Origin of the sequence: Parvibaculum sp., from assembly GCF_030651915.1 — a bacterium.
GTDB lineage: Bacteria > Pseudomonadota > Alphaproteobacteria > Parvibaculales > Parvibaculaceae > Parvibaculum.
Window position 1 is genome coordinate 312,844 of record NZ_JAUSBV010000010.1, and the last position, 22,301, is coordinate 335,144.

Annotated in this window: 21 protein-coding genes and 1 tRNA gene; 15 read left to right on the forward strand and 7 right to left on the reverse strand. The window is 63.3% G+C overall.

All coding sequences use genetic code 11. The features are described 5' to 3' along the window. The first annotated feature begins 144 nt into the window (after positions 1-144). From Q7V31_RS15540 to Q7V31_RS15550, 3 genes are all read left to right on the forward strand, one after another. Positions 145-348, forward strand: a complete 204-nt coding sequence (locus Q7V31_RS15540; RefSeq protein ID WP_304735589.1) for a hypothetical protein — start codon at positions 145-147, stop codon at positions 346-348. A 90-nt stretch (positions 349-438) separates the two neighbouring features. Continuing rightward, on the forward strand, positions 439-915 hold the full coding sequence (locus Q7V31_RS15545) for a single-stranded DNA-binding protein (protein ID WP_304735591.1): 477 nt from the start codon (positions 439-441) through the stop codon (positions 913-915). 23 nt (positions 916-938) lie between these two features. After that, positions 939-1,412 carry a DUF2269 domain-containing protein gene (locus Q7V31_RS15550; protein WP_304735592.1) on the forward strand — a complete coding sequence of 158 codons (474 nt, stop codon included), beginning with the start codon at positions 939-941 and terminating at the stop codon, positions 1,410-1,412. Between the two features lie 21 nt (positions 1,413-1,433). On the opposite strand, the gene Q7V31_RS15555 is transcribed toward Q7V31_RS15550, so the two are convergent. After that, entirely contained in the window at positions 1,434-4,208 is a 2,775-nt protein-coding gene (locus tag Q7V31_RS15555; RefSeq protein ID WP_304735593.1) for a cation-transporting P-type ATPase, read from the reverse strand. 556 nt (positions 4,209-4,764) lie between these two features. Here Q7V31_RS15555 and gyrA point away from each other — a divergent pair. The 10 genes from gyrA to Q7V31_RS15605 all read left to right on the forward strand — a co-directional run bounded on the left by gyrA (position 4,765) and on the right by Q7V31_RS15605 (position 16,120). Next, on the forward strand, positions 4,765-7,446 hold the full coding sequence (gyrA, locus tag Q7V31_RS15560) for a DNA gyrase subunit A (RefSeq protein WP_370690680.1): 2,682 nt from the start codon (positions 4,765-4,767) through the stop codon (positions 7,444-7,446). Between the two features lie 5 nt (positions 7,447-7,451). Continuing rightward, on the forward strand, positions 7,452-7,955 hold the full coding sequence (gene coaD / locus Q7V31_RS15565) for a pantetheine-phosphate adenylyltransferase (RefSeq protein ID WP_304735594.1): 504 nt from the start codon (positions 7,452-7,454) through the stop codon (positions 7,953-7,955). Positions 7,956-7,993: 38 nt separating this feature from the next. Continuing rightward, entirely contained in the window at positions 7,994-8,536 is a 543-nt protein-coding gene (locus Q7V31_RS15570) for a peptidylprolyl isomerase (protein ID WP_304735596.1), read from the forward strand. 7 nt (positions 8,537-8,543) lie between these two features. Next, complete coding sequence (locus tag Q7V31_RS15575) at positions 8,544-9,017, forward strand: peptidylprolyl isomerase (protein ID WP_304735597.1); 474 nt, start codon at positions 8,544-8,546, stop codon at positions 9,015-9,017. A gap of 248 nt (positions 9,018-9,265) precedes the next feature. Further along, positions 9,266-10,321, forward strand: coding sequence for a tRNA preQ1(34) S-adenosylmethionine ribosyltransferase-isomerase QueA (gene queA, locus Q7V31_RS15580; RefSeq protein WP_304735599.1), 1,056 nt, complete (start codon positions 9,266-9,268; stop codon positions 10,319-10,321). Then, positions 10,318-11,457, forward strand: a complete 1,140-nt coding sequence (gene tgt / locus Q7V31_RS15585; protein ID WP_304735600.1) for a tRNA guanosine(34) transglycosylase Tgt — start codon at positions 10,318-10,320, stop codon at positions 11,455-11,457. The genes queA and tgt overlap by 4 nt, the downstream gene beginning before the upstream one ends. A 169-nt stretch (positions 11,458-11,626) precedes the next feature. Continuing rightward, positions 11,627-11,701 (forward strand) — tRNA-Lys (locus Q7V31_RS15590). A gap of 176 nt (positions 11,702-11,877) precedes the next feature. Continuing rightward, positions 11,878-12,312, forward strand: a complete 435-nt coding sequence (locus Q7V31_RS15595) for a GFA family protein (protein WP_304735602.1) — start codon at positions 11,878-11,880, stop codon at positions 12,310-12,312. Between the two features lie 336 nt (positions 12,313-12,648). Continuing rightward, entirely contained in the window at positions 12,649-15,267 is a 2,619-nt protein-coding gene (locus tag Q7V31_RS15600) for a methyl-accepting chemotaxis protein (RefSeq protein WP_304735603.1), read from the forward strand. Positions 15,268-15,493: 226 nt separating this feature from the next. Further along, the gene (locus Q7V31_RS15605) at positions 15,494-16,120 is read left to right on the forward strand and encodes a methyltransferase domain-containing protein (protein ID WP_304735605.1); all 627 of its coding nucleotides are present in this window, start codon (positions 15,494-15,496) and stop codon (positions 16,118-16,120) included. Between the two features lie 34 nt (positions 16,121-16,154). Here Q7V31_RS15605 and Q7V31_RS15610 read toward each other — a convergent pair whose 3' ends face one another. The 4 genes from Q7V31_RS15610 to Q7V31_RS15625 all read right to left on the reverse strand — a co-directional run bounded on the left by Q7V31_RS15610 (position 16,155) and on the right by Q7V31_RS15625 (position 19,436). Then, entirely contained in the window at positions 16,155-17,531 is a 1,377-nt protein-coding gene (locus tag Q7V31_RS15610; RefSeq protein WP_304735606.1) for a glycosyltransferase family A protein, read from the reverse strand. A gap of 29 nt (positions 17,532-17,560) precedes the next feature. Beyond that, positions 17,561-18,109, reverse strand: a complete 549-nt coding sequence (locus Q7V31_RS15615; protein WP_304735608.1) for a dTDP-4-dehydrorhamnose 3,5-epimerase family protein — start codon at positions 18,107-18,109, stop codon at positions 17,561-17,563. Between the two features lie 378 nt (positions 18,110-18,487). Continuing rightward, entirely contained in the window at positions 18,488-18,901 is a 414-nt protein-coding gene (gene rnk, locus Q7V31_RS15620; protein WP_304735610.1) for a nucleoside diphosphate kinase regulator, read from the reverse strand. 1 nt (position 18,902) lies between these two features. Beyond that, complete coding sequence (locus Q7V31_RS15625; protein WP_304735613.1) at positions 18,903-19,436, reverse strand: hypothetical protein; 534 nt, start codon at positions 19,434-19,436, stop codon at positions 18,903-18,905. Between the two features lie 319 nt (positions 19,437-19,755). Between Q7V31_RS15625 and Q7V31_RS15630 the strand changes: the two genes are divergently transcribed. Then, entirely contained in the window at positions 19,756-20,139 is a 384-nt protein-coding gene (locus Q7V31_RS15630) for a D-Ala-D-Ala carboxypeptidase family metallohydrolase (RefSeq protein ID WP_304735614.1), read from the forward strand. A 21-nt stretch (positions 20,140-20,160) separates the two neighbouring features. Here the strand turns inward: Q7V31_RS15630 and Q7V31_RS15635 are convergent, their stop codons facing one another. After that, the gene (locus Q7V31_RS15635) at positions 20,161-20,520 is read right to left on the reverse strand and encodes a hypothetical protein (protein ID WP_304735617.1); all 360 of its coding nucleotides are present in this window, start codon (positions 20,518-20,520) and stop codon (positions 20,161-20,163) included. A 47-nt stretch (positions 20,521-20,567) separates the two neighbouring features. Next, on the reverse strand, positions 20,568-21,677 hold the full coding sequence (locus Q7V31_RS15640; protein ID WP_304735620.1) for a hypothetical protein: 1,110 nt from the start codon (positions 21,675-21,677) through the stop codon (positions 20,568-20,570). A 227-nt stretch (positions 21,678-21,904) separates the two neighbouring features. On the opposite strand from Q7V31_RS15640, the gene Q7V31_RS15645 reads away from it, so the two are divergent. After that, entirely contained in the window at positions 21,905-22,285 is a 381-nt protein-coding gene (locus Q7V31_RS15645) for a hypothetical protein (protein WP_304735622.1), read from the forward strand. Positions 22,286-22,301 lie beyond the last annotated feature (16 nt).

Here is a 22,301-nt window from a genome sequence, read left to right on the forward strand (position 1 = left end):
CTTCAAGGGCCATATGGGGGTGTCAGGAAAGAATCACAGCGGATCGGATTTGAGCTTGCCATGAATGCCGGACCATGAGAACATAATGAGAACGACGAGCCGGTCAAGGCGTGAGGCGACAGGTGGGGATAGCGTTTGATACGCTTGGTTATTCCGAGCGGCTGCAAACCGCCGGAGCCTCAACAGCTCGCAGACGAGCATGCAAGGCTGGCCCGCGATATGATTATTGCCGATCTGGTGACGAAGGAAGATTTGCGGTTGGCGCTGTCGCACCAAACTCTTCAGTTTGGGGCCATGCTGGTTGTGGGGCTCGGTCTGCTCTTCGCGGCAATTTCTTTCATCGTTTGATCCACAGGTTTTTTATCGGGTGCGCTGGTTTGCAACCGCCGTCGCGGTTAGGGTCCGGCGCAAGGACAGTTCCAGCGCGAGGGCGAAAACATGGCAGGCAGCGTCAACAAGGTGATCCTGGTCGGCAATCTGGGAGCGGACCCTGAAATCCGCCGTACGCAGGACGGCCGTCCGATCGCCAATCTCAGGCTCGCGACCTCGGAAAGTTGGCGCGACAAGAACACCGGCGAGCGCCGCGAAAAGACCGAGTGGCACCGCATCGTCGTCTTCAACGAGGGTCTCTGCAAGGTCATCGAGCAGTATGTCAAAAAGGGCGCCAAGCTCTATATCGAAGGCGCGTTACAGACGCGCAAATGGACCGACCAGTCCGGCGTCGAAAAATATTCGACCGAAGTCGTGTTGCAGGGATTCAATTCGGTTCTGACCATGCTCGACGGCAAGGGCGGCGGTTCGTCCGCCGGCGGCGACTACGGCGGCGGCAGCGGTTCCGATGATTTCGGCGGCGGTTCTGGCAGCGGCGGACGCGGCAATTTCACCCAGGACCTCGACGACGAAATTCCGTTCTGAAGGGTCGGTGCGGGCTTCAGGCGATGGATCTCTTTCACGTCCTCGAATATCTACACATTCTCGGCGCCATGGTTCTTTTCGGGACCGGGGTCGGCATCGCCTTCTTCATGTATATGGCCGACCGCAGTGGCGATGTCGCGCTGATCGCCGGCACGGCGCGGATCGTCGTCATCGCCGATTTGGTCTTCACAGCAACAGCCGTCATCGTTCAGCCGGTCACCGGCCTTGCGATGGTTATGCTGTCGGGCCATACGCTCGACGAAAGCTGGATTGTGTTGAGTCTCGCGCTTTTCGTGATGGTCGGCCTGTTGTGGCTACCGGTTGTCTGGATGCAGAACGAAATGCGCAAGATGGCCGTCGCCGCGCGCGACGGTGGAACGGTGCTGCCTGCCCGCTATCGGCGCTACATGCGCCTCTGGTTCTGGATGGGCTGGCCGGCCTTTTTCGGCGTACTGGCGATCCTCTATCTGATGATCGAAAAGCCTCAGGTCTGGTAGACGGGCATATCCATCCGCGCTTCAATCCGCGGTTCTGTGCCGCCGTTTCTGCCAGCCCAAGCGGGTCATTTTCTCGATTTCCAGTATGACGAAAAGCGCGACGCCGACGGCGACAATCGCGAGACCGTCCGTGAAGGCAACCGGCGCCGTGTCGAATGGCAGCACCATGAATGGCGCGTAGGTGAAGGTGAGCTGCAGCACGATGACGGCGGCGACGCCGGCGAGAACGGCCGGCGTTCCGAAAAGGCCCCGCAGCGTCAGCGAGCCACCGTGCACATAGCGCACACTGAACAGGTAGAAGATTTCCATCACGACAATCGTGTTGACGACCATGGTCCGGGCGACTTCGTTGGGCAGGCCGCGGTCGATCGCCCACGCGAACATGCCGAAGGCACCGAACAGGAACAGGATCGAGATGAAGACGATCCGCCAGACGACGTCGCCGCGCAGGATCGGCTCGTCGGCCGGGCGCGGTTTCTGGCGCATCGTGCCGGGTTCGGTCGGTTCGAATGCGAGCACCATGGCCAGTGCGACCGAGCTGACCATGTTGACCCAGAGGATCTGGACCGGCGTAATCGGCATTTCGAGGCCGGCCAGGATTGCAAAAACGATTGTCATCGATTCTCCGCCATTGATCGGCAGCAGGAAGAGGATCGTCTTCTTGAGATTGTCGTAGACTGTCCGGCCTTCGCGTATTGCTGCGACGATCGAGGCGAAGTTGTCGTCGGCTAGGACCATTTCGCTCGCTTCTTTTGCGGCTTCGGTGCCTTTCTGGCCCATGGCGACGCCGACATCGGCGCGCTTGAGCGCCGGCGCGTCGTTGACGCCGTCTCCGGTCATCGCAACGGTCAGGCCGTCGGCCTGCAAGGCCTCAACCAGGCGAAGCTTGTGTTCGGGCGTGGTGCGCGCAAAGACCTGGGTTTCGAGAGCGGCCTTTTTCAGGGCGGCGTCGTCCATCTCTTCAAGGTCGCGGCCGGTCAGGACATGCGGATCGTCCGCCAGCCCGAGCGCGCGGGCAATGGCCTTCGCGGTCAAGGCGTGGTCGCCGGTGATCATCACAACGCGTATGCCGGCCTGCTTGCAGGCCTTGACCGCTTCGATCGCTTCCTCGCGCGGCGGATCGATGAAACCCACCAGGCCGATCAGCACCAGTCCGCTCTCGACATGATCGGCCTCGACGGCGCCATGCTCGGCCGAAACCGGCTTCAGGGCAAAGCCGAGAACGCGTTCGCCTCTTGCCGCCAGTTCATCGACCCGTGCGTGCCAGCGATTGCGGTCGATCGGCACTGTGCCATCGGATGTCAGCACGGCGTCGGCCATCTCGATCAGGCGTTCGGGTGCCCCCTTGACAAAAATGGCCCGTCCGCTGTCTCCGGCGGCGTGCTCCGCCTCATGCAGCGTCGCCATGAACTTGTGGGCGGAGTCGAAGGGTATCGCGTCGAGGCGGGCGCGGGCATGGCGGCGTTCGGACGGGTTCCGTCCGGCTTTCATCGCCAAAATCAACAGCGCCGCTTCCATCGGGTCGCCGGCCGCCTTCCAGCTGCCTGCCTCTTCATGTATCTCGGCGTCGTTGCAGAGCGAGGCCGCTTCGAGAATGGCGGCCAGTTGAGGATGTTCGTCCGGGCCGACCTGCTGTCCGTCGCTGGTCAGTTTGCCCTCGGGGACATAACCCGTCCCCGAGGCCTCGATCAAACCGTCAGCCGTCACGATCGAACGTGCGGTCATCTCGTTGCGTGTCAGCGTGCCGGTCTTGTCGGAGCAGATGACGGAGACGGCGCCGAGGGTTTCAACTGCCGGCAAGCGGCGGATGATTGCCTTGCGGCCGGCCATGCGCTGCACGCCGATCGCCAGCGTAATCGTCATGATCGCCGGCAGTCCTTCGGGAATCCCCGCAACGAAAAGACCGACGACCGCCATGAAAGCGTCGGCCAGTGCGAAATCCGGGCGTTGCAGCGCGATGACGAAGACGAGGACGGCCACGCCCATCAACGCAAAGGTAATGTGACGCGCAAAGCGGTCCATTTGCCGGACCAGCGGTGTTTTCAGTTCGACGACGTCGGCCAGCATGCCGCTGATACGGCCAAGCTCGGTCTGTGTCGCGGTTGCGACCGCAAGACCAGCGCCCTGTCCGGACACGACGATGGTACCCGAAAAGACCATCGAACTACGCTCGGCCAGATCGGTTGCGGCAGGTGCGGGAGCGGTCGACTTTTCAACCGGCACGGATTCGCCGGTCAGCGCCGCTTCGTCCAGTTTGAGGTTTCGGGCGCGGAGCAAGCGGAGATCGGCCGGCACGCGGTCACCTGCTTCGAGAAGTACCAGATCCCCCGGTACGACCTCATCAGCCTTGATGAGGGTGCGGGTGCCGTCACGCCGTACGGTTGCCTCGGGATCGATCATGCTGCGGATGGCTTCCAGCGCATCTTCCGCCTTGCCCTCCTGGAAGAAACCAATGCCGGTATTGACGATGACAACTGCAAGGATCACCAGCGCATCGACGCTGTGTCCGATCAGCAGGGCGAGGCCCGCCGCGGCGAGCAGCACGTAGATCAGCAGATTATTGAACTGGCCGGCCAGCCGCATAAGAGCGCTGCGCCGCCTGGCGGTGGCGAGACGGTTGGGACCGAAGCGTTCGAGACGGGCGGCAGCCTCCGCAGCACTCAGCCCATCGGCAGAGCTCGTCAGTTGTGCGGCGATGTCGTCGATTGGCAGCGCCGCCCAATCCGGGCGTGCGTCGGTTTCTGACGGCGCGGTGGCGGGAGCGACATTGAAGCTTGAGGAACGGTTGCGGGACATGGGAACAGGAGGCCTCGCGATGGGTTGTCGGTCGTTGTCGGGCGTGGTCCGAAAGCCGCTGTCGACACTACACGAGGACGTGAACTAGGTGCATTTCGCGCACAGGACATGTTGCCGCGCATGTGCAGCGACGGGCTTTTCCGGACCGGCTGGCGAGAGCCGTCGCAGGCTTTTGGGAAAGGGCTTTTTTTTCTTTTAATTCAGCATGTTACGGTACGTCTTTTCGCGTCTTTGAAGTTGCCGTGAGAAGGCGTGTCTGGTAGTCTGCCAACCAGTCAGTCAGAGGGATTCGGCGCGCGTCGTCGGCCCTCGTTTTTGTTCCTTCCGAGCGCCCCCGCGATGCGCGATTTCGGCCCTTGCGGCAGCGCTCTCAACGTCAGAAAAACACTTGTCCGATACTCAAGACAACGACATTCCGGGTAGCGAGCCGGGCCCGGGCGGCGACACCGATGTGGAAAACAGTCTGAACGGCGGCGGTTCGCGTCCGCCGGCCGGCGGCGCGGCGGGCGGCCTTCCGCCGGAGCGCGACGTTTCCCCGATCGCCATCGAAGACGAGATGCGCAGCTCCTATCTCGATTACGCAATGAGCGTGATCGTCAGCCGGGCGCTGCCCGATGCGCGGGACGGCCTCAAGCCCGTCCATCGCCGTATCCTCTTTTCAATGAATGAGAACGGCTACGACTGGAACAAGCCCTATCGCAAGTCGGCGCGCGTCGTCGGCGACGTCATTGGCAAGTATCATCCGCATGGCGACCAGTCGATCTACGACGCGCTGGTGCGCATGGCGCAGGAATTCTCGATGCGCCTGCCGTTGCTGGACGGGCAGGGCAATTTCGGTTCGGTCGACGGCGACCCGCCGGCCGCCATGCGTTACACCGAAGTGCGTATGGCCAAGACCGCCCATGCGCTGCTGCGCGACATCGACAGGAATACGATCGACTTCAAGGACAATTACGACGGCTCCGAGCGCGAGCCGGTCGTCCTGCCGGCTGAATTTCCAAACCTTCTGGTCAACGGCGCCGGCGGCATCGCCGTCGGAATGGCGACCAACATCCCGCCGCACAATCTCGGCGAGGTGATCGACGCCTGCATCGCGCAGATCGACAATCCCGAGATCACGGTCGATGAGCTGATCGAACATGTGCCGGCGCCCGATTTTCCGACCGGCGGCATCATGCTCGGCCGTCAGGGTGCGCGCTCGGCCTATCATCTCGGCCGCGGCTCGGTCGTTGTCCGGGGCCGGGTCGACATCGAGGAAGTGCGCAAGGACCGCCAGGCGCTGGTCATCACCGAGATTCCCTATCAGGTCAATAAGGCCTCGATGGTCGAGAAGATCGCCGAGCTGGTGCGCGAAAAGCGCATCGAGGGCATTTCGGACCTGCGCGACGAATCCGACCGCAACGGCATGCGCGTCGTTGTGGAGCTGCGCCGCGACGCGGTGCCCGATGTGGTGCTGAACCAGCTCTACCGCTTCTCGCCGCTCCAGCAGAGCTTTGGCTGCAACATGCTGGCGCTCGACCATGGCCGCCCGGAGCTGATGAACCTCAAGCAGTTCCTGGCCATTTTCATTGCCTTCCGCGAGGAAGTGATTTCGCGGCGCACCAAGTTCGAGCTCACCAAGGCGCGCGATCGCGCCCATGTGCTGGTCGGCATGGCCATCGCGGTCGCCAATATCGATGAGGTGATCCAGCTCATCCGCACCGCGCCCGATCCGGCGGCGGCGCGCGAGCGCCTGATGGCGCGCGACTGGCCGGCCGCCGATATCTCGCCGCTGATTGCGCTGATCGACGATCCGCGTCACCGCCTGTCGGATGAAGGCACGACGCGCATGTCCGAGGAACAGGCGAAAGCCATTCTCGAATTGCGCCTGCAGCGTCTCACGGCGCTTGGCCGCGACGAAATCGGCGACGAGCTCAAGGGGCTCGGCGAGAAGATTTCGGACTATCTCGACATTCTGCGATCGCGGGAACGCGTGCTCACCATCATGCGCGATGAGCTGCTGGCGATGAAGTCGGAATTCGCCACGCCGCGCCGTACCGAAATCATCGAGTCGGAATCCGACTTCGAAGACGAAGACCTGATCCAGCGCGAAGACATGGTCATCACCGTCAGCCATCACGGCTATATCAAACGCGTGCCGCTTTCGACCTATCGGGCGCAGCGCCGCGGCGGCAAGGGTCGATCCGGCATGTCGACGCGCGACGAGGATTTCGTCACCCGCCTTTTCGTCGCCAACACGCATACGCCGGTGCTGTTCTTCTCGTCCACCGGCATGGTCTACAAGCTCAAGGTCTGGCGCCTGCCGCAATCGACGCCACAGGCGCGCGGCAAGGCGATGATCAACATTCTGCCGCTGAAGCAGGGCGAGACCATCACCACCATCATGCCGCTGCCCGAAGACGAGAGTAAGTGGGATGAGCTGTTTGTGATGTTTGCCACGAAGAGCGGCGGCGTCCGGCGCAACAAGCTTTCCGATTTCATCCAGATCAATCGTAGCGGCAAGATCGCGATGAAGCTCGAGGACGAAGGCGACAGCATCATCGGCGTGCAGATATGCACTGAAAATGACGATGTGCTGCTGACGGCGGCGGGTGGGCGTTCGGCGCGCTTCCCTGTCTCGGAAGTGCGCGTCTTTGCCGGCCGCACCTCCACCGGCGTGCGCGGCATCCGGCTCGATGAAGGCGACGAGGTGATCGGCATGACGATCCTGCGCCATGTCGAAGTGACCTCGGCGGAGCGCGAGGCCTATTTGAAGCAGGCGGCCGCCATGCGTCGGGCTACGCTGGGCGACATTTCGGTCGATGACGGCCCGTCGAAGACCGACGAGGAAGACGCCGACGACGCGGCGATCGAGGACCTCACCCTGACCACCGAGCGTTATGCCGAGCTTGGCGCCAAGGAACAGTTCGTGCTCGCCGTCACCGAGAAAGGCTTCGGACGCCGTTCCTCCTCCTATCGCTATCCGGCCAAGGGCCGCGGCGGCAAGGGCGTCATTGCGATGGATATCGGCGCGCGCAACGGCAGGCTGATCGCCTCCTTCCCGGTTGAGGACGACGACCAGATCATGCTTGTCACCGATGCCGGCCAGCTCATTCGTTGCCCGGTCCATGACATCTCGATCCAGGCGCGCGGCACGCAAGGCGTCACCGTCTTCCGCACCGCCGCCGACGAGCGTGTCGTCTCGGTCGAGCGGGTCGAGGAAAGTGCCGACAGCGAAGCCGGCGACGAGCAGGAATAGAACATATGGCGCGCATCGGACTTTATCCCGGCACATTCGACCCGATGACCAATGGCCATCTCGATGTCATCCGCCGCGCTCTGACGCTGGTCGATCATCTGGTGGTCGCGATCGGCGTCAATGCCACCAAAACACCGCTGCTGACGCTTGAGGAACGCTTCGCGCTGATCGAGGCCGAGGCCGCGCCGCTGGCAAAGGCGGCGGGCGCACGGGTCAGCACGGCCTCCTTTTCCGGCCTTGTCGTCAATGCGGCCGACGAGGCGGGTGCCAGCGTCATCATCCGCGGCTTGCGCGGCGCCGTCGATTTCGAGTACGAAACCCAGATGGTCGGTATGAACCGCGTCATGAACCCGAAAGTCGAGACGGTTTTTCTGGCCGCTTCGCCCGAAACGCAGTTCATCTCCTCGACGCTGGTGCGCCAGATCGCCTCGATGGGCGGGGATATCCTGCCCTTCGTGCCCAAGCGCGTCGCCGACAAGGTGCTGGCGCGCATGGCCGAAAAGAAATAATCGTCGATAGAAGCAGTCATGAGAAACGGGAGTATCCCATGCGTAGACTGACGACCGCGCTGATCGCGCTTCTGGCGCTTGCCGGGCTTTCGGGAAAGGCCTTCGCGCTTGACCCGGAAAACACCATCTATCTCGATCTCAAGGATGGCCGCGTCGTCATCGAGCTGCTGCCAGAGGTGGCGCCGCGCCATGCCGAACGCATCAAGACGCTGGCGCGCGAGGGCTTTTATGACGGCATCGTCTTTCACCGCGTCATCGAGGGCTTCATGGCCCAGACCGGCGACCCGACCGGCACCGGCATGGGCGGTTCCTTCCTCGACGATCTCAGGGCCGAGTTCTCGCACAATGAAAGCTTCACGCGCGGCGCGCTCGGCATGGCGCGCTCGCAAAGCCCCAACAGCGCCAACAGCCAATTCTTCATCGTCTTCGACGACGCCTCGTTTCTCGACGGGCAATACACGCTTTTCGGCCGTGTCGTCGAGGGCATGGAATTCGTCGACAACATCAAGCGCGGCGAGCCGCCTTCGGATCCCGACAAGATCGTGAAGATGCAGGTTGCCGCCGACGTAAAGGAAAATTGAAACCGCCATGACCGATATCAAGGACCCCGAAAACACGCTGATCATGGAGATTCCGCACGGGAAAGTCGTGATCGAGCTCAGGCCCGATCTCGCGCCGAAGCATGTCGCCCGCATCAAGGAACTGGCACGTGAAGGTTTTTACGACGGCATCGCCTTTCACCGCGTCATCGACGGCTTCATGGCCCAGGGCGGCGATCCGACGGGCACCGGCTCGGGCGGTTCGGGCAAGAAGATCCCGGCCGAGTTCTCGAAGGAACCGCATGTCCGCGGCACCTGTTCGATGGCCCGCACGCAAGACCCCAACAGCGCCGATTGCCAGTTCTTCATCTGCTTCGGCGACACCGCCTTCCTTGACGGGCAATACACCGTCTGGGGCCAGGTGATTTCGGGAATGGACGCCGTCGACAAGATCAAGCGCGGCGAACCCGTCCGCGATCCCGACCGCATCGTCAAAATGCGCGTCGCGGCGGATGCGGCGTAGCCGGCGCCGTCGCAACGCACCTTCTTCCACCCTCCCCTGGGGGGAGGGTCAAACAGAACGGCTTTGGCGATTTATTGCCAAAGCCGTTCGGTTTGGGGCGGGGTCGCTGACTTCGTCGCATGTTTAAACGATAGCGAGTTCACCGTGGCGAGACCGAGCCCCCGCCCCGAAAAATTCGTCGCTACGCTCTCGAATTTTTCGACCCGCCCCCTAGGGGCGGGTGGGATACATCGGATTGATCGAACCCCATGCGCGTTTCCGATTTCGATTTCGAGCTGCCGGAAGCGCTGATTGCGCTTCGGCCGGCCCGTCCGCGCGACGCGGCGCGGATGCTGGTCATCGGCCCGGATCAAAACGCGCTGGCCGATGAAACCGTGCGCGACCTGCCCGGCCATCTGCGCCAGGGCGATATCCTCGTCTTCAACGATACGAAGGTCATCCCGGCCCGTCTCTTCGGCACGCGCCGGCGCGGCGACGCGGAAGCCCGCATCGAGGTGATGCTGCATCTGCGCGCAGGGCCCGCTGCATGGCGCGCCTTCCTGCGCCCGGCCAAGAAGCTCAATCCCGGCGAGACGATCGAATTTGCCGGCGGGCTCGTCGCCACCGTCGAGGACAAGGGCGAGGGCGGCGAGGCGGGCTTGCGCTTTTCGCTGTCCGGCGCCGCGCTTGATGCCGCCATCGCCATTGCCGGTGAAATGCCGCTGCCGCCCTATATCGCCCGCAAGCGCGCAACGGACGAGGCCGACCTTGCGGACTACCAGACGCTCCATGCCAGCGAGCCCGGCGCCGTTGCGGCCCCCACGGCCGGTCTCCATTTCACGCCCGAACTGATGGCCGCCATCGAAGCGCGCGGCGTCCACTGCGTCCGGCTGACGCTGCATGTCGGCGCCGGCACCTTCCTGCCGGTCACGGCCGAGGACACTGACGCCCATAAAATGCATGCCGAATGGGGCGAGATCGCGCCTGCGGAGGCTGCGGCCATCGAGGAAGCCCGCGCCCGCGGCGGCCGCGTCGTCGCGGTCGGCACCACGGCGCTGCGCCTGCTTGAAAGCGCGGCGGATGCCGAAGGCCGCATCCATCCCTTTCGCGGCGAGACCGACATCTTTATAACGCCGGGCTATCGCTTCCGCGCCGTGGACCTGCTGATGACCAATTTCCACTTGCCCAAATCGACGCTTTTCATGCTGGTCTCAGCGCTGCGCTCGCTCGACGAGATGAAGCGCGCCTACGCGCATGCGGTTGCCGCGCAATACCGCTTCTATTCCTATGGCGATGCCACCTTGATCTACAGGGCCACGCCATGAGCGCCTTCTCCTTCAGGCTCGCCGCCACTGACGGCCAGGCCCGCACCGGCGCCATTTCGACGCCGCGCGGGGAAATCCGCACGCCGGCCTTCATGCCGGTCGGCACGGCCGCCACCGTCAAGGCGATGTATCCCGAGCAGGTGCGCGCCACCGGCGCCGACATCGTGCTCGGCAACACCTATCATCTGATGCTGCGCCCCGGCGCCGAGGAGGTTGCGGCGCTGGGCGGCCTGCATCATTTCATGAACTGGCCGCATCCGATCCTGACCGACAGCGGCGGTTTCCAGGTGATGTCGCTGTCGAAGCTGCGCAAGATGAGCGAGGAGGGCGTCGCCTTCCAGTCGCACTTGGACGGCTCGCGCCACATGCTCTCGCCCGAGCGCTCGATCGAAATCCAGTGCCTCTTGGGTTCCGACATCCAGATGCAGCTCGACGAATGCACGCCCTTTCCGGCGACCGAGGCCGAAGCCGAAAAGTCGATGGAACTCTCCTTGCGCTGGGCCGCGCGTTCGAAAGCCGCCTTCGAGGCTGAGCTGCATCGCACCCCCGGCATGGCGCTGTTCGGCATCGTCCAGGGCAGCACCTATGAGCCCTTGCGCAAGCGCTCGGCCGCCGGCCTGCAGCAGATCGGTTTCGACGGCTATGCGGTCGGCGGGCTTGCGGTCGGCGAGGGCCAGGCCGAAATGCTGCGTGTGCTCGATTTCACGGTGCCGGACCTGCCGGCCGACAAGCCGCGTTATCTGATGGGCGTCGGCACGCCTGACGATCTCGTCGAAGCGGTGCGCCGCGGCATCGACATGTTCGACTGCGTGATGCCGACCCGCAATGGCCGCCACGGCCTTGCCTTCACGGCGCGCGGCAAGGTCAACCTCAAGAATGCCCGCCACGCCGCCGATCCGCGCCCGCTCGACGCCGAAAGCACATGCCCCGCCGCGCGCGACTATTCCCGCGCCTATCTCCATCACCTGATCAAGTCGGGCGAGATGCTGGGTTCGATGCTGGTCAGCTGGATCAACCTCCACTACTACCAGAGCCTGATGGCCGAGATGCGCGCCGCCATCGCCGAAGCGCGCTTCGAGGCCTTTATCGCCGGCTTCAAGGGCGCCCAGGCCGGCGGCGATATCGAGCCGGTGTGAGGGGCATGGGCTTGCGCTCAAATCTCGGCATCATCCCGTGGTTCGTCCTCCAAATCCCCAAGCCCGAAAAGGATTTACCCGCAATCCAACCCCGTGGTTGACCCCGCCCGACGCGCCCCTTAAGTTCCGCCCACCTTTTGAGCGGCGGCACGAGATTCCGCCCTCCGGCGGGCCCTTAGCTCAGCGGTAGAGCGGCTGACTTTTAATCAGTAGGTCGATGGTTCGATCCCATCAGGGCTCACCACTCTTTCTCTTTCACGCCATCATTCCGGTCAAAATATCTGTCACCCCGGCGACCCGCCTCCCATAGCTGCGAAGTAGCGAAGGGAGAAAGCCGGGGTCCATGGGCGGCACGATTGCCTGACGTCGTTGCCGTGTTGCGGCTAGGTTTGAACGGCCAACTCAGCACGGACGACACCCATGCCCCCACACCCCTCCAATCTCCCGCCACCCTATGAAGGCGGCTGCGCTTGCGGCGCGGTCCGCTTTCGCGCCGATGCCGCGCCGCTCGGCGTCCGCTTCTGTCATTGCCGCATCTGCCAGCAGGCGATGGGGGCGCCATTCCTTGCCGTCGCCTCCTTTCCGAAAGCCGCCGTCACGGTCACGGGCGCGACGGCGCGCTGGCGCTCGTCGGAAAGGCTCTGGCGTCACTTCTGTCCGCAATGCGGCACGCGGCTGACGCTCGAACCGCTCGACGGTGCCCGTCTCGGCTTTCCGCTGGCGACGCTCGACAACCCGGCGGCGCTTCATCCGGAAATGCATATCTGGGTATCGTCGCAGGTTCCCTGGCTCGTCATTGACGACGGATTGCCGCGCCATGCGGAGGGATCGCCCGAGCCTTACCGGATGACGTGAAAATACGGTGCGCGGATTTTTTGACGCGCCTTGTCTGTTCCCGGCCGGCCGTTTCTTGCTGTTTGCGCGCATCTGGCCGCCAGAATGCCACGGACCGGGGATCGTTGCCTGTCGGGGGGATGACCCGTCCATGTCATGGCCGCAGGCCGTACCGGCGCGACAATTTCTCAATGAAAGCTTACCGAAGAACCGTGTCCCGGTTAAGGACACCTTATGGCGTCTTCGCCAATCATGCCGTTGAAAGATGCGCATGATGGCAGGCGAACGGGGTAGGCGACTTCATTTCCCGATGCTGTTGCCGTAACGCGCCGAGGGGAATGCCGAGGGGGAATATCGATGACACCGGAAATCCGACAGCGTGTTCAAGACTCATTTGCGGCCGTTGCGCCGATCGCGGAGCAGGCCGCCGAACTTTTTTACGGCCGCCTTTTCGAGACCGCGCCCGAACTCAGACCGCTCTTCAAGGGCGACATGAAGGAACAGGGCCGCAAGCTGATGAAAATGCTGGCGATGGCCGTAAGCGGCCTGAACGACATCGACCGCCTCGTGCCCGCGGTCGAGGCGTTGGGCCGCCGGCATGTCGGCTATGGCGTCAAGCCGGCGGACTACCAGACCGTCGGCGCCGCGCTTCTGTGGACGCTGGAGCAAGGTCTGGGGGCCCGGTTCACGCCCGATGTGCGGGCCGCTTGGGAAGCCGCCTATGAATTGCTCGCCGGCGTCATGATCAAAGCCTCCCTTTCACCGCAAACAGCGGAAACCTCACCACCGACAGCACCCGAGAGAAAACCGATGCACAGCATGATCCATCGACTGACAAACGTCTCCCTCGCCGTCAAGATTCCGGCCCTGGTCGCGATAGCCGCGTTGCTGTCCGTCATCGCCGTCGGGACGATGAGCTACCTTCAAGCGGCCGACGCCCTGCACGCCGAAGCCGAAACCCGATATACCGCTCTTGCCGAAGCGCGGGCGGATGCGCTTGGTTCCTATCTGGGAAGCATCCGGGAAGATCTTAGCGTCACCGCGGCCAACAGCATGGTTGCCGATGCGCTTGTCGCCTTCGACCAGGGCTTTCGCGAGATAGACCGGGACGGCCGGGGCGCGCAGGTTCTTCAGGACCTCTATATTCGGGGCAATCCGCACCCGACAGGCGAGAAGCACAAATGGGATCAGGCTGGCGATGGCTCGACCTACAGCACGGCGCACGGCACCTATCATCCGTGGTTCCGTCAGTTGACCGAAATGCGCGGCTACTACGACGTCTTCCTGATCTCGCGTAGCGGCGACATCGTCTATTCGACCTTCAAGGAGCTCGATTTCGGAACGAATCTAAAATCCGGTGAATGGAAGACGAGCGACCTTGCGAAGGTCTTCAATGCGGCCAGCGACAATGCGACGTCCGGTAAGATCGTCTTTACGGACTTTGCGCCCTATGCACCGAGCAATGGCGCCGCGGCCAGTTTCATCACCACGCCCGTCATGCGCAACGGCCGGTTCCTCGGCGTGCTCGCCTTCCAGATGCCGATCGAGCGCATCAACGCGGTCATGCAGTCATCCGCCGGCATGGGCGAGAGCGGCGAGACCTATCTGGTTGGCGCCGACTATCTGATGCGCAGCGATTCCCGCTTTTCCAAGACATCGACGATCCTCGAAACCAGGATCGAAGGCGAAACGGTGAAGGCCGCGCTCGCCGGCGAGAGCGGGATCAGGAACATCCGGGACTATCGTGGCGTCCCGGTGCTCTCCGCCTTCCGGCCCTTCGACTTCGAAGGCGTGCGCTGGGCCATCATCGGCGAGATCGATATCGAAGAGATGATGATTCCGGCCAACAACATGCGCAACATCGCCGCCCTTATCGGCCTTGGTGTGCTCATCGTGCTCGCCGCGATCGGGGTCTTCGTTGCGCGTACCATCACGCGGCCGGTCTCCGCCATGACCGGTGCCATGAACATGCTTGCGGGCGGCAATCATTCGGTCGAGATCCCGGCAACGGAACGCCGCGACGAGGTGGGGCTGATGGCCAAGGCCGTGCTCGTGTTCAAGGAAAACATGATCCGGGCGAAAGAGCTCGCGGTCAAGGAAGCGGCCGCACAGGAACAGCGTGAGCGCCGGGCGCGCGCCATTGACGAGCTCACCGCCTCGTTCGACAACGATGTCAGCGCCGTCCTGAAGACGGTGGCATCGGCGGCGACCGAACTGCAAGCGACCTCGCAGAACATGTCGGCGATCGCCGAGGAGACCTCGCGTCAGGCCGTTGCCGTCGCCGGAGCCTCGGACCAGGCGTCCAGCAATGTGCAGACGGTCGCCTCCGCAACCGAGGAACTTTCGTCGACGGTCGTCGAGATCGGCCGCCAGGTCACCCAGTCGGCCGAAATCGCCGCCCAGGCCGTCAACGAAGTGACAAAGACCAACGACACCGTGAAGAGCCTCGCGGAAGCGGCGCGGCGGATCGGCGATGTGGTCCAGCTCATCAACGACATCGCCGCGCAGACCAACTTGCTGGCGCTCAACGCAACGATTGAGGCGGCACGCGCCGGGGAAGCCGGCAAGGGCTTCGCGGTCGTCGCGTCCGAGGTGAAGTCCCTCGCCAATCAGACGGCCCAGGCCACCGAGGGCATTACGGCGCAGGTCAGTGCCATTCAGAACGCCACCGACGGTGCCGTGACGGCGATGGGGAGCATTGGCGACATCGTCGGGCGTGTCGCTGAAATCGCGACGACCATTGCCTCGGCAGTGGAAGAGCAGCAGGCTGCAACGCAGGAAATCGCCCGCAATGTTCAGCAGGCGGCGCAAGGCACGCAGGAGGTGACCCTCAACATCGCTGGTGTGACCGAGGCGGCGGGCTCGACGGGCGTCGCAACCGGACAGGTCCTCAGTGCGGCGAACGAACTTTCGCAACAGTCGGAGAGCCTCAGCGCCCGGGTGGATACCTTCCTGGTGGCGATCAAGGCCGCCTGATTGGTCTGAATGGTCATTCCGATCGATGGACGGCGCGCGGCGGAAGTCGCGCGCCGTCTGTCGTATCCGAGCGGCGCGCAATCGGCCCGAAACCGTCTGGTTGATCTGCCTTGTCTGTTCCCGGCCGGACGTTTCTTGCTGTTTGCGTGCGTCTGGCCGATAAAGGCCCCGTTCCGTTCATTGTGCGGGTGCCGATGCAGGGCCACGAAGCGCAGGGAGACGCCGCATGACCACCTGGCTGCACGAACAGCGGCTGCAAGCGGCGCGCGCGGCCGTGCGAGAGAGCGGCGCCACCTCCGTGCTCGATCTCGGTTGCGGCGATGGCGATCTGCTCATCCGTCTCGCAGCCGAGCCCGGAATCGCGCGGATCGTCGGCATCGATCTCTGTGGCGATGCGCTCGGCCGGCTTCGCGCGCGGCTCGATGCGTTGGCGCCAAAGGCGGTGGCCGAGGTCGATCTGGTGCAGGGCTCGATGACCGACGCCCGGGCCTCGCTTGCCGGCTTCGATTGTGCCGTCCTGATCGAGACCATCGAACATATCGAGCCGGACCGGCTGTCGGTCCTCGAACGCGCCCTCTTTGTCGTGATGCGGCCGGCAACCGTGATCATCACGACGCCCAACGCTGAATTCAATTCGCTGCTTGGCGTGCCGTCCCACCGCTTCCGCCATCCCGGCCATCGCTTCGAATGGGACCGCGCCAAGTTCCAGCGCTGGGCGGGCGGCGTCGCGGCGCGCAACTCCTATGCGGTCGCCTGCCGCGATATCGGCGATCGTCACCCGGCGCTTGGCGGCGCAAGCCAGATGGCGGTGTTCGACCTTGCCCGCCGCCCCGGCGGGCGTCTCGCCGCCTGAACGGCGCCAACTCCGAAGATGTGCACTCGATTCCTCACGTCATGCTGCCGGCGAGACTGTCGATCTGCGCCGTTGCGGCATCGGCCTCGGCCGCGAAGGCGAGCCGTTGCGCCAGGCTCTGTCGCAGGCGCCAATAGGGAAGGGCGTGATGGGAATGCGGCGCCCGGTCGCGCACCCTTTCGATCCAGTCCCAGGCGGCCGTGTTGGCCCGCCCGCTCAGCCCTTGCGCCACCGCATAGCCGAAATAGAAGCGGGTCCAATCGGCGGTGTCGCGGAAACCCTGCTCGACGTCCTCAAGCATGGCCGCATCGATCGCATTCTGGCGTGCGGCCAGGTGAAACCGCAGCAGCGACAATGCCGGCCGCTTCCGGCAGCGCGCCAGCAGCGCCGCCATCGCGGCAGGCGTCATCGGCCCGGCGAAGGTGGCGGCGAGGTTCGGCGCGGTGAAATAGGGGCCGACCCGCGCATCGATCATTTCCTCCAGCGCCGAAAGCGCTCCGTCGGCCTCGGGGCAGATGCCGTCGGCCAGATCGCGCACGGCCTCGATCGCGGCAAGCTGGCGCGGCGCGGGTGCTGCCTGCTGCATGGCACCGTCGATCAGCTTGCGTGCCGCCGTGCCATGGGCCGGATTTCCGGCCGCCGCCATGGCGGCAAACAGCAGGTGGACATGAAAGGCATAGCCACCATCCCGCCGCAGCCCGGCCTCGATATCGCCGTCGCCGATGCGGGCAAACCAGCCGGCAATCTCAGCGGCGCGGGCCGCGTCCGGCATGCCGGTGCGGCCGGCGCCGTGAAACGAGAGTGCGGTCACGCGTTGCAGCGTCGTCCAGCGAATGGCGGGGTCCAGCGCGAAGAATTTCAGCATGTGCCAGACGACGCGGCGGTCGGTTGCCGCCATCCATGCCCCGGCACCGCTGAGATAGACTTCCTTGCTGTGTGCCAGATGGGTATCGAAGACACCCTTGAACTTGTCCTCGATCAGCAGGCGCTTCATTTCCGGATGGGCGGAGTCGCTGAGCGCCAGCGACACGGCGCCGTCGACCTGCACGGATACTGCCGGCGTGTCGACCACATCGGCTTTGTCCAGCGCCGCGCCAAGCAGTTCGACATGCCGCGGCAACAGCAGATCGTCATCGTCATTGTAGAAGATGCGCTCGGCCGCTGCCGCGCGCACCGCGCGGTCGCGATTGGCGACGCCGCGAAACGGTTCCTTCGACCGGTCGGAAAACAGGATGCGCGGGTCGCTACGGGCGAAGCTCTCGGCGATTTCACGCACTGCCGGCGTCGCGCCATCGCCGGACACCACGATCTCGATGTCGCGCACCGTTTGCGCCTGCGCCGAGCGGATCGACCAGGGCAGGGTGCTCGCCCTGTCATGGGTCGGGATCACAATGCTCGCATAGGGGGCCATAAGGTCTCCGTCGATCGGCCGGTGGCGCGCTAGCGGAAGATCGGATGATCCGGAAACAGCGCCGACAGAAAAGGCTGCGCCGCGTCCGTTTCGGACAGGATCGGCGTTCGCGTCGGCCAATCGACGGCCAGCGTCGGATCGTTCCAGGCGACGCCAAACCGGTTCGCCGGATCGAACGGGGCCGAAACATCGTTCAGATAGTCGGTCTCGCTGAAGCAATAAAAAGCGTTGCTGAGGCCGCGGCTGACAAAGACGCGCGCATATTCGCCGGGTGCGTCGCCCAGCATGAAGCTCTCGCTCTGGCCGAAGGTCGGGCTTTCGGGCCGCACATCGGCGGACACGAACATCGCGGTGCCGCGCGGCACATAGACAAGCTTGTCCCAGGGCTCGGTATGGAAGCCCCGCAGCACGCCGGCGCGCGAGCGCGAATGGTTGCCCTGCGCCAGAACCGGCGCCCGCCCCAGCGCCTCGGCAAGCTCGCCGGCCTGATAGCTGTGCTTGAAAAAGCCGCGGCTGTCTTCGCGCAAAGGCCAGCGAACGAGGAACAGGCCGGCAATCGACGTCGGAAGGACAGGCATGAACGCACCTCAGATCTGGAGTTCAGCTTGATCCAGATCAACCGCGCCCCCTGCCTGATATGCCAGAACGCAAGGCCGGAATAAATCCCCGATCGGTTGCCAGGCCCGGAAAACGTCATGCAAGGCCCGGCAAACCTCTTTGCGGGAGCCCTGTCTGTCGCTTGGTGACTTCCCACCCTCCCCCTGAGGGAGGGTCAAAATTCGTCTTCGAATTTTGGGGAGGGGTAAGCGTGGAACGGCAACGCATAATCGTGATTCCTGCATCCGCCGATAACGGAGCACCCCTCCCCGAAATTTGTTTCGCTAACGCTGCACAAATTTCGACCCTCCCTCAGGGGGAGGGTGGGAAATATCGATATCTCCCGTGTGTCTCCTATCTCACCCGCGCTCGACCACCCTCACCACCTTGAGCCAGCGCAGATCGCCATGGCGCGAGCTCCAGGAGATGGTCTGGCCTTCGCGCATGCCGAGCAGAGCCACGCCGACCGGCGAGGCGATCGAGACCACGCCCTCGTCCGACGAGCGCGCCGTCGGATAGACGAGCGTCAGCCGCTGCACGCGGCCCTTCATGCCGAAGATGAAGTCGACCGTCGAATTGACGGTCACGACATCGTCCGGCAGTTGCACCAGCGGCAGGACGGTCGCGCGCGCCAGCTCCCGATCGAGAAAATGCGCGACCTCCGGCAGCACGTCTTCAAGCCCGCCGGCCACCGCCGACAGTTGATCGTATTGCTCCGCCGCCACCATGATCGGCGGCATTGCGGCGTGGATCGCTTCTGCATGCACGGTCATCTCAAGCGGCCTCCGGTCCGTTGTTGTCCGGCCCCTCTCCATCCGCCAAGTCTCCGGCCGGTGCGGCGTTTTCCATGCGGCGGCGGATATCGGCTTCCGGCTGAAAGTCGATGCCGGTGAGTTCGAGCGTCAGCCGCGCACCGTCGAAAAGTTCGGCCTCGACAATGTCGCCGGCGGACTGGCCGAACAGCGCCAGGCCGATGGGCGTCAGCACGCTCAGATACTGGCCATTCGGTGCCGGCCCCCGCTGCAATTGCATCATCCGCCGCTCGGCAAGGCGGCCGTCAATTCGATAGCGAACGACGCTGCCCAGCGTCGCCACGGTTTCGGCGACGGCGGCGCCCGCCACCACCTTTGCCTCGGCGAGTTTCGCGCGGACGCGGGCCCGCATCGGGCTCGTGAGATCGAGGTCCTCGAAGCTCGCGGCTTCAAGCCGCGCATAATCCGACGAGGTCAGCACGGGCCGCGATGCCGTTTGCGGGTTCGGAACGATATTCAGTTGGGCGCGGCTGCCGCCGCCATTGACGATGGACATGACAAAACCTCATCGCACGGCTGGACCCATGGTCCGCCGATGCCGATTGAAATGAAACGATCTGTGAAGTCGGTCCCCGGGTCTGGCTCGCGCAAAGGCGCAAAGCCGCGAGCCCGGGGCTAATGTCCCGCGAGCAGCGTACCCGGCGTCAGAAAAACAGGTGCGGTGGCTTTGCGCATAATGACCTCAGGCTAGCCCTTGTGCCGGAAAAGTCAAAGCGGGCAGGGGTGGCCGAACGCCGCAGCCCGATTCGCTTCCCGCTTGCTTTCCCTCCGTCCGCTGAGCACCATGATGCCCGGAAACCGGCAAGGGGGGGTGCATGATCGACTGGCGCAGATATCCAAATTTCAGCGAGCGCGAATTTCGCTGCTCGGCCACCGGCCAATGCGACATGCAGGCCGAATTTCTTGATGTGCTGCAAGCGATCCGCACCGAATACGGAAGGCCCATGCGCATCAGTTCGGGTTTTCGTGCCCGCTCGCACCCGGTCGAAAGACGAAAGGCCGCCACAGGCGCGCATCCTCAAGGCATTGCCGCCGATATTCTGGTCTCCGGCGCGGCGGCGCTGGCGCTGATGGACATTGCCCGCAAGCATGGCATCCGCCGCATCGGCCTCAACCAGAAAGGCGCCGTCTCCGGCCGCTTCCTGCATCTCGACATTGGCGGGCCGGGCCTGTCGTCGCCAGCCGTCTGGACCTATTGAACGGGCGCGCCCGCCGGGTGATTACGGAGCGGGCGTCACGAGCCTGACGATGCCGACTGCCAAACCCAAAGCCTGATCGACGGCATCGATAATGTCCGTGGTTCGGTCGAGGCCCTTGAGAATTTCGTCGATCCTTTGATTGGCGGCGACAAGCGCGGCGGTCGCACCGGTAACCTGAGCCGTGGAATTGCGGAGTCCGGCGACAATCGCTGCGGTCAGCGCATCCCTGCAGCCGTTTAGCAATCTCCCAAGACGTTGGACTGTTTCATCGCTTGCCTGAGGATCGAATCTCGCTTTCCTGTAGGCCGCATGGGCTAGCCGATAGGCTTCTTCGAGAGCTTCAATCGGGTTCGATGTTTCTGTTGCGGGGTCGTTTGGCATTGCCGTTCGTCCTCACACCGGGAATTTTTCTGCAGTCAGAAAACAAGTCATTGGTTCACCAGTTTGTTGAGCGTCTCCACGATTTCGTTCAACCGCGCGAGATCGATGGGGACTCCTTCCTCGAGTTTCTGGTGCCCGGACTCGAGTTCCCGGATAGCGTTGACCATTGCGATGTATTTTTGGGCGCGCTCTGCGGCTATTGTCTTTTGCCGATGCTCGATGACACCGGCAAGCGCCTTGTTCAGGTTGTCGTATTTTGCCAGTTTTGCGTCAAAGTCTTTGGTCGGGGTAAAACCCAATTCGACAAACGCGGCTCTCTTTTCGGCGGTCTCATCAATCGCGCTGTCGCATTTCCCGTTGACCCTTTTGACGCATCTTAATGTATCCCTGAGTTCCGCTTCGATGCCAGGGAGCAGAGTTCTTTGCAATGCCGACATGTAATCTCGCTCGCCCTCAAGCGCTTCGGCGAGTGCTTCCAACCCCGGTCTGATTTCACGACTTGCCGCCAGAACAGCACGCTTGTGCGCTTCGACCGCCAACATGCCGCTGGCTATGGTCGATCTCGACGTCGTCTTTTCGCTAATGGAAGAGATATTCGATTTTGCACGCTTGTTGACGATGGTGATGTAGTCGTTTGTCTGTTTTGCGAAAGTCGAGATCCGCTGTTCGACATTGCTTTGGTGGTCGCGCAGGGCCAGCTTTGAAAAAGAACGATAGACGGAAACGAGTGCCGCAGACGACTTTGCGCGCGCCTCGAATATTTCCTGCATTTCCTTGAGACTTTTGACGGATTCGGACTCGTCCGGTTCCTTGTCCTCTGTCTCTTCTGTATCTATCGAATTCCTGCCATCCAGATCTATTCGCACTTCGACCTGGAGCTTCGCGATTTCCAGCCTTGCCTGCATTTCCTTCTGCTCGTCATGCAGCGCCGTCGCCGCCGCCGTTCCGCTGGCGGCCAAAGCCTGTGCCGCATCGAGGCTGACCGAGGAGCAGGCAGCGGTCAGGAGCAGGGCCAACGCCGCAATGGCGGGCAGGACGGCGCGGTGCATCGCGCCGGTCGCGCATGAAGCGGTTCTGTCTTCAGGTGATGTCGAATGTGTCATACCGCCGCCCCTCGTTTCCGCAAACAGATTGATCGACGGCGAAAGTTTTTTCAATCGTTATTTGGACAGTGTCAGTAATATTGACCGAATACTTCGGGCCTCTATTTGTTCTGCTTTTGAAGACCCGAGCGGCGTCTTCCGAGCGCATGCACGCCGGAGCCTCTTGCCCGCCCTCCGTCTGCTGATCATCATTACCGGGATCGAATCGCGCGGCGGGCTCAGGTGTGGTAGCCGGCCCGCGCGCTATGCGTTCGGCAACCGGTCAGACAATGGGGGGAACCATGAAGATCGACCGTCTTTTTCTCGTCATCGCGGCTATCTACATCCTGGTGGGCATGGGGCTCGGGATGTTCATGGGCCAATCTCAGGATTTCTCGCACCGCACAACGCACACCCATATCAACCTGCTGGGTTTCGTCAGCATGACGCTCTTCGCACTGGTCTATCGCGTCTGGCCGGCGATGCAGCAAAGCGTGCTCGCCAGGATCCATTTCTTCGCCTACCAGATCGGCGCTCTGATCATGGTGTCGGCCATTTTCCTGAAATATGGTGGCCATGCGGAGGAGGGCGTTTTTGGGCCGATGTTCGGCGTCTCGGAGGCCCTGCTGGTTCTCGGCATGATCTGCTTCCTGATCGGCGTCGTCAGGTCCGCCAGGGAATAAGCGGGCGGGCAACAGG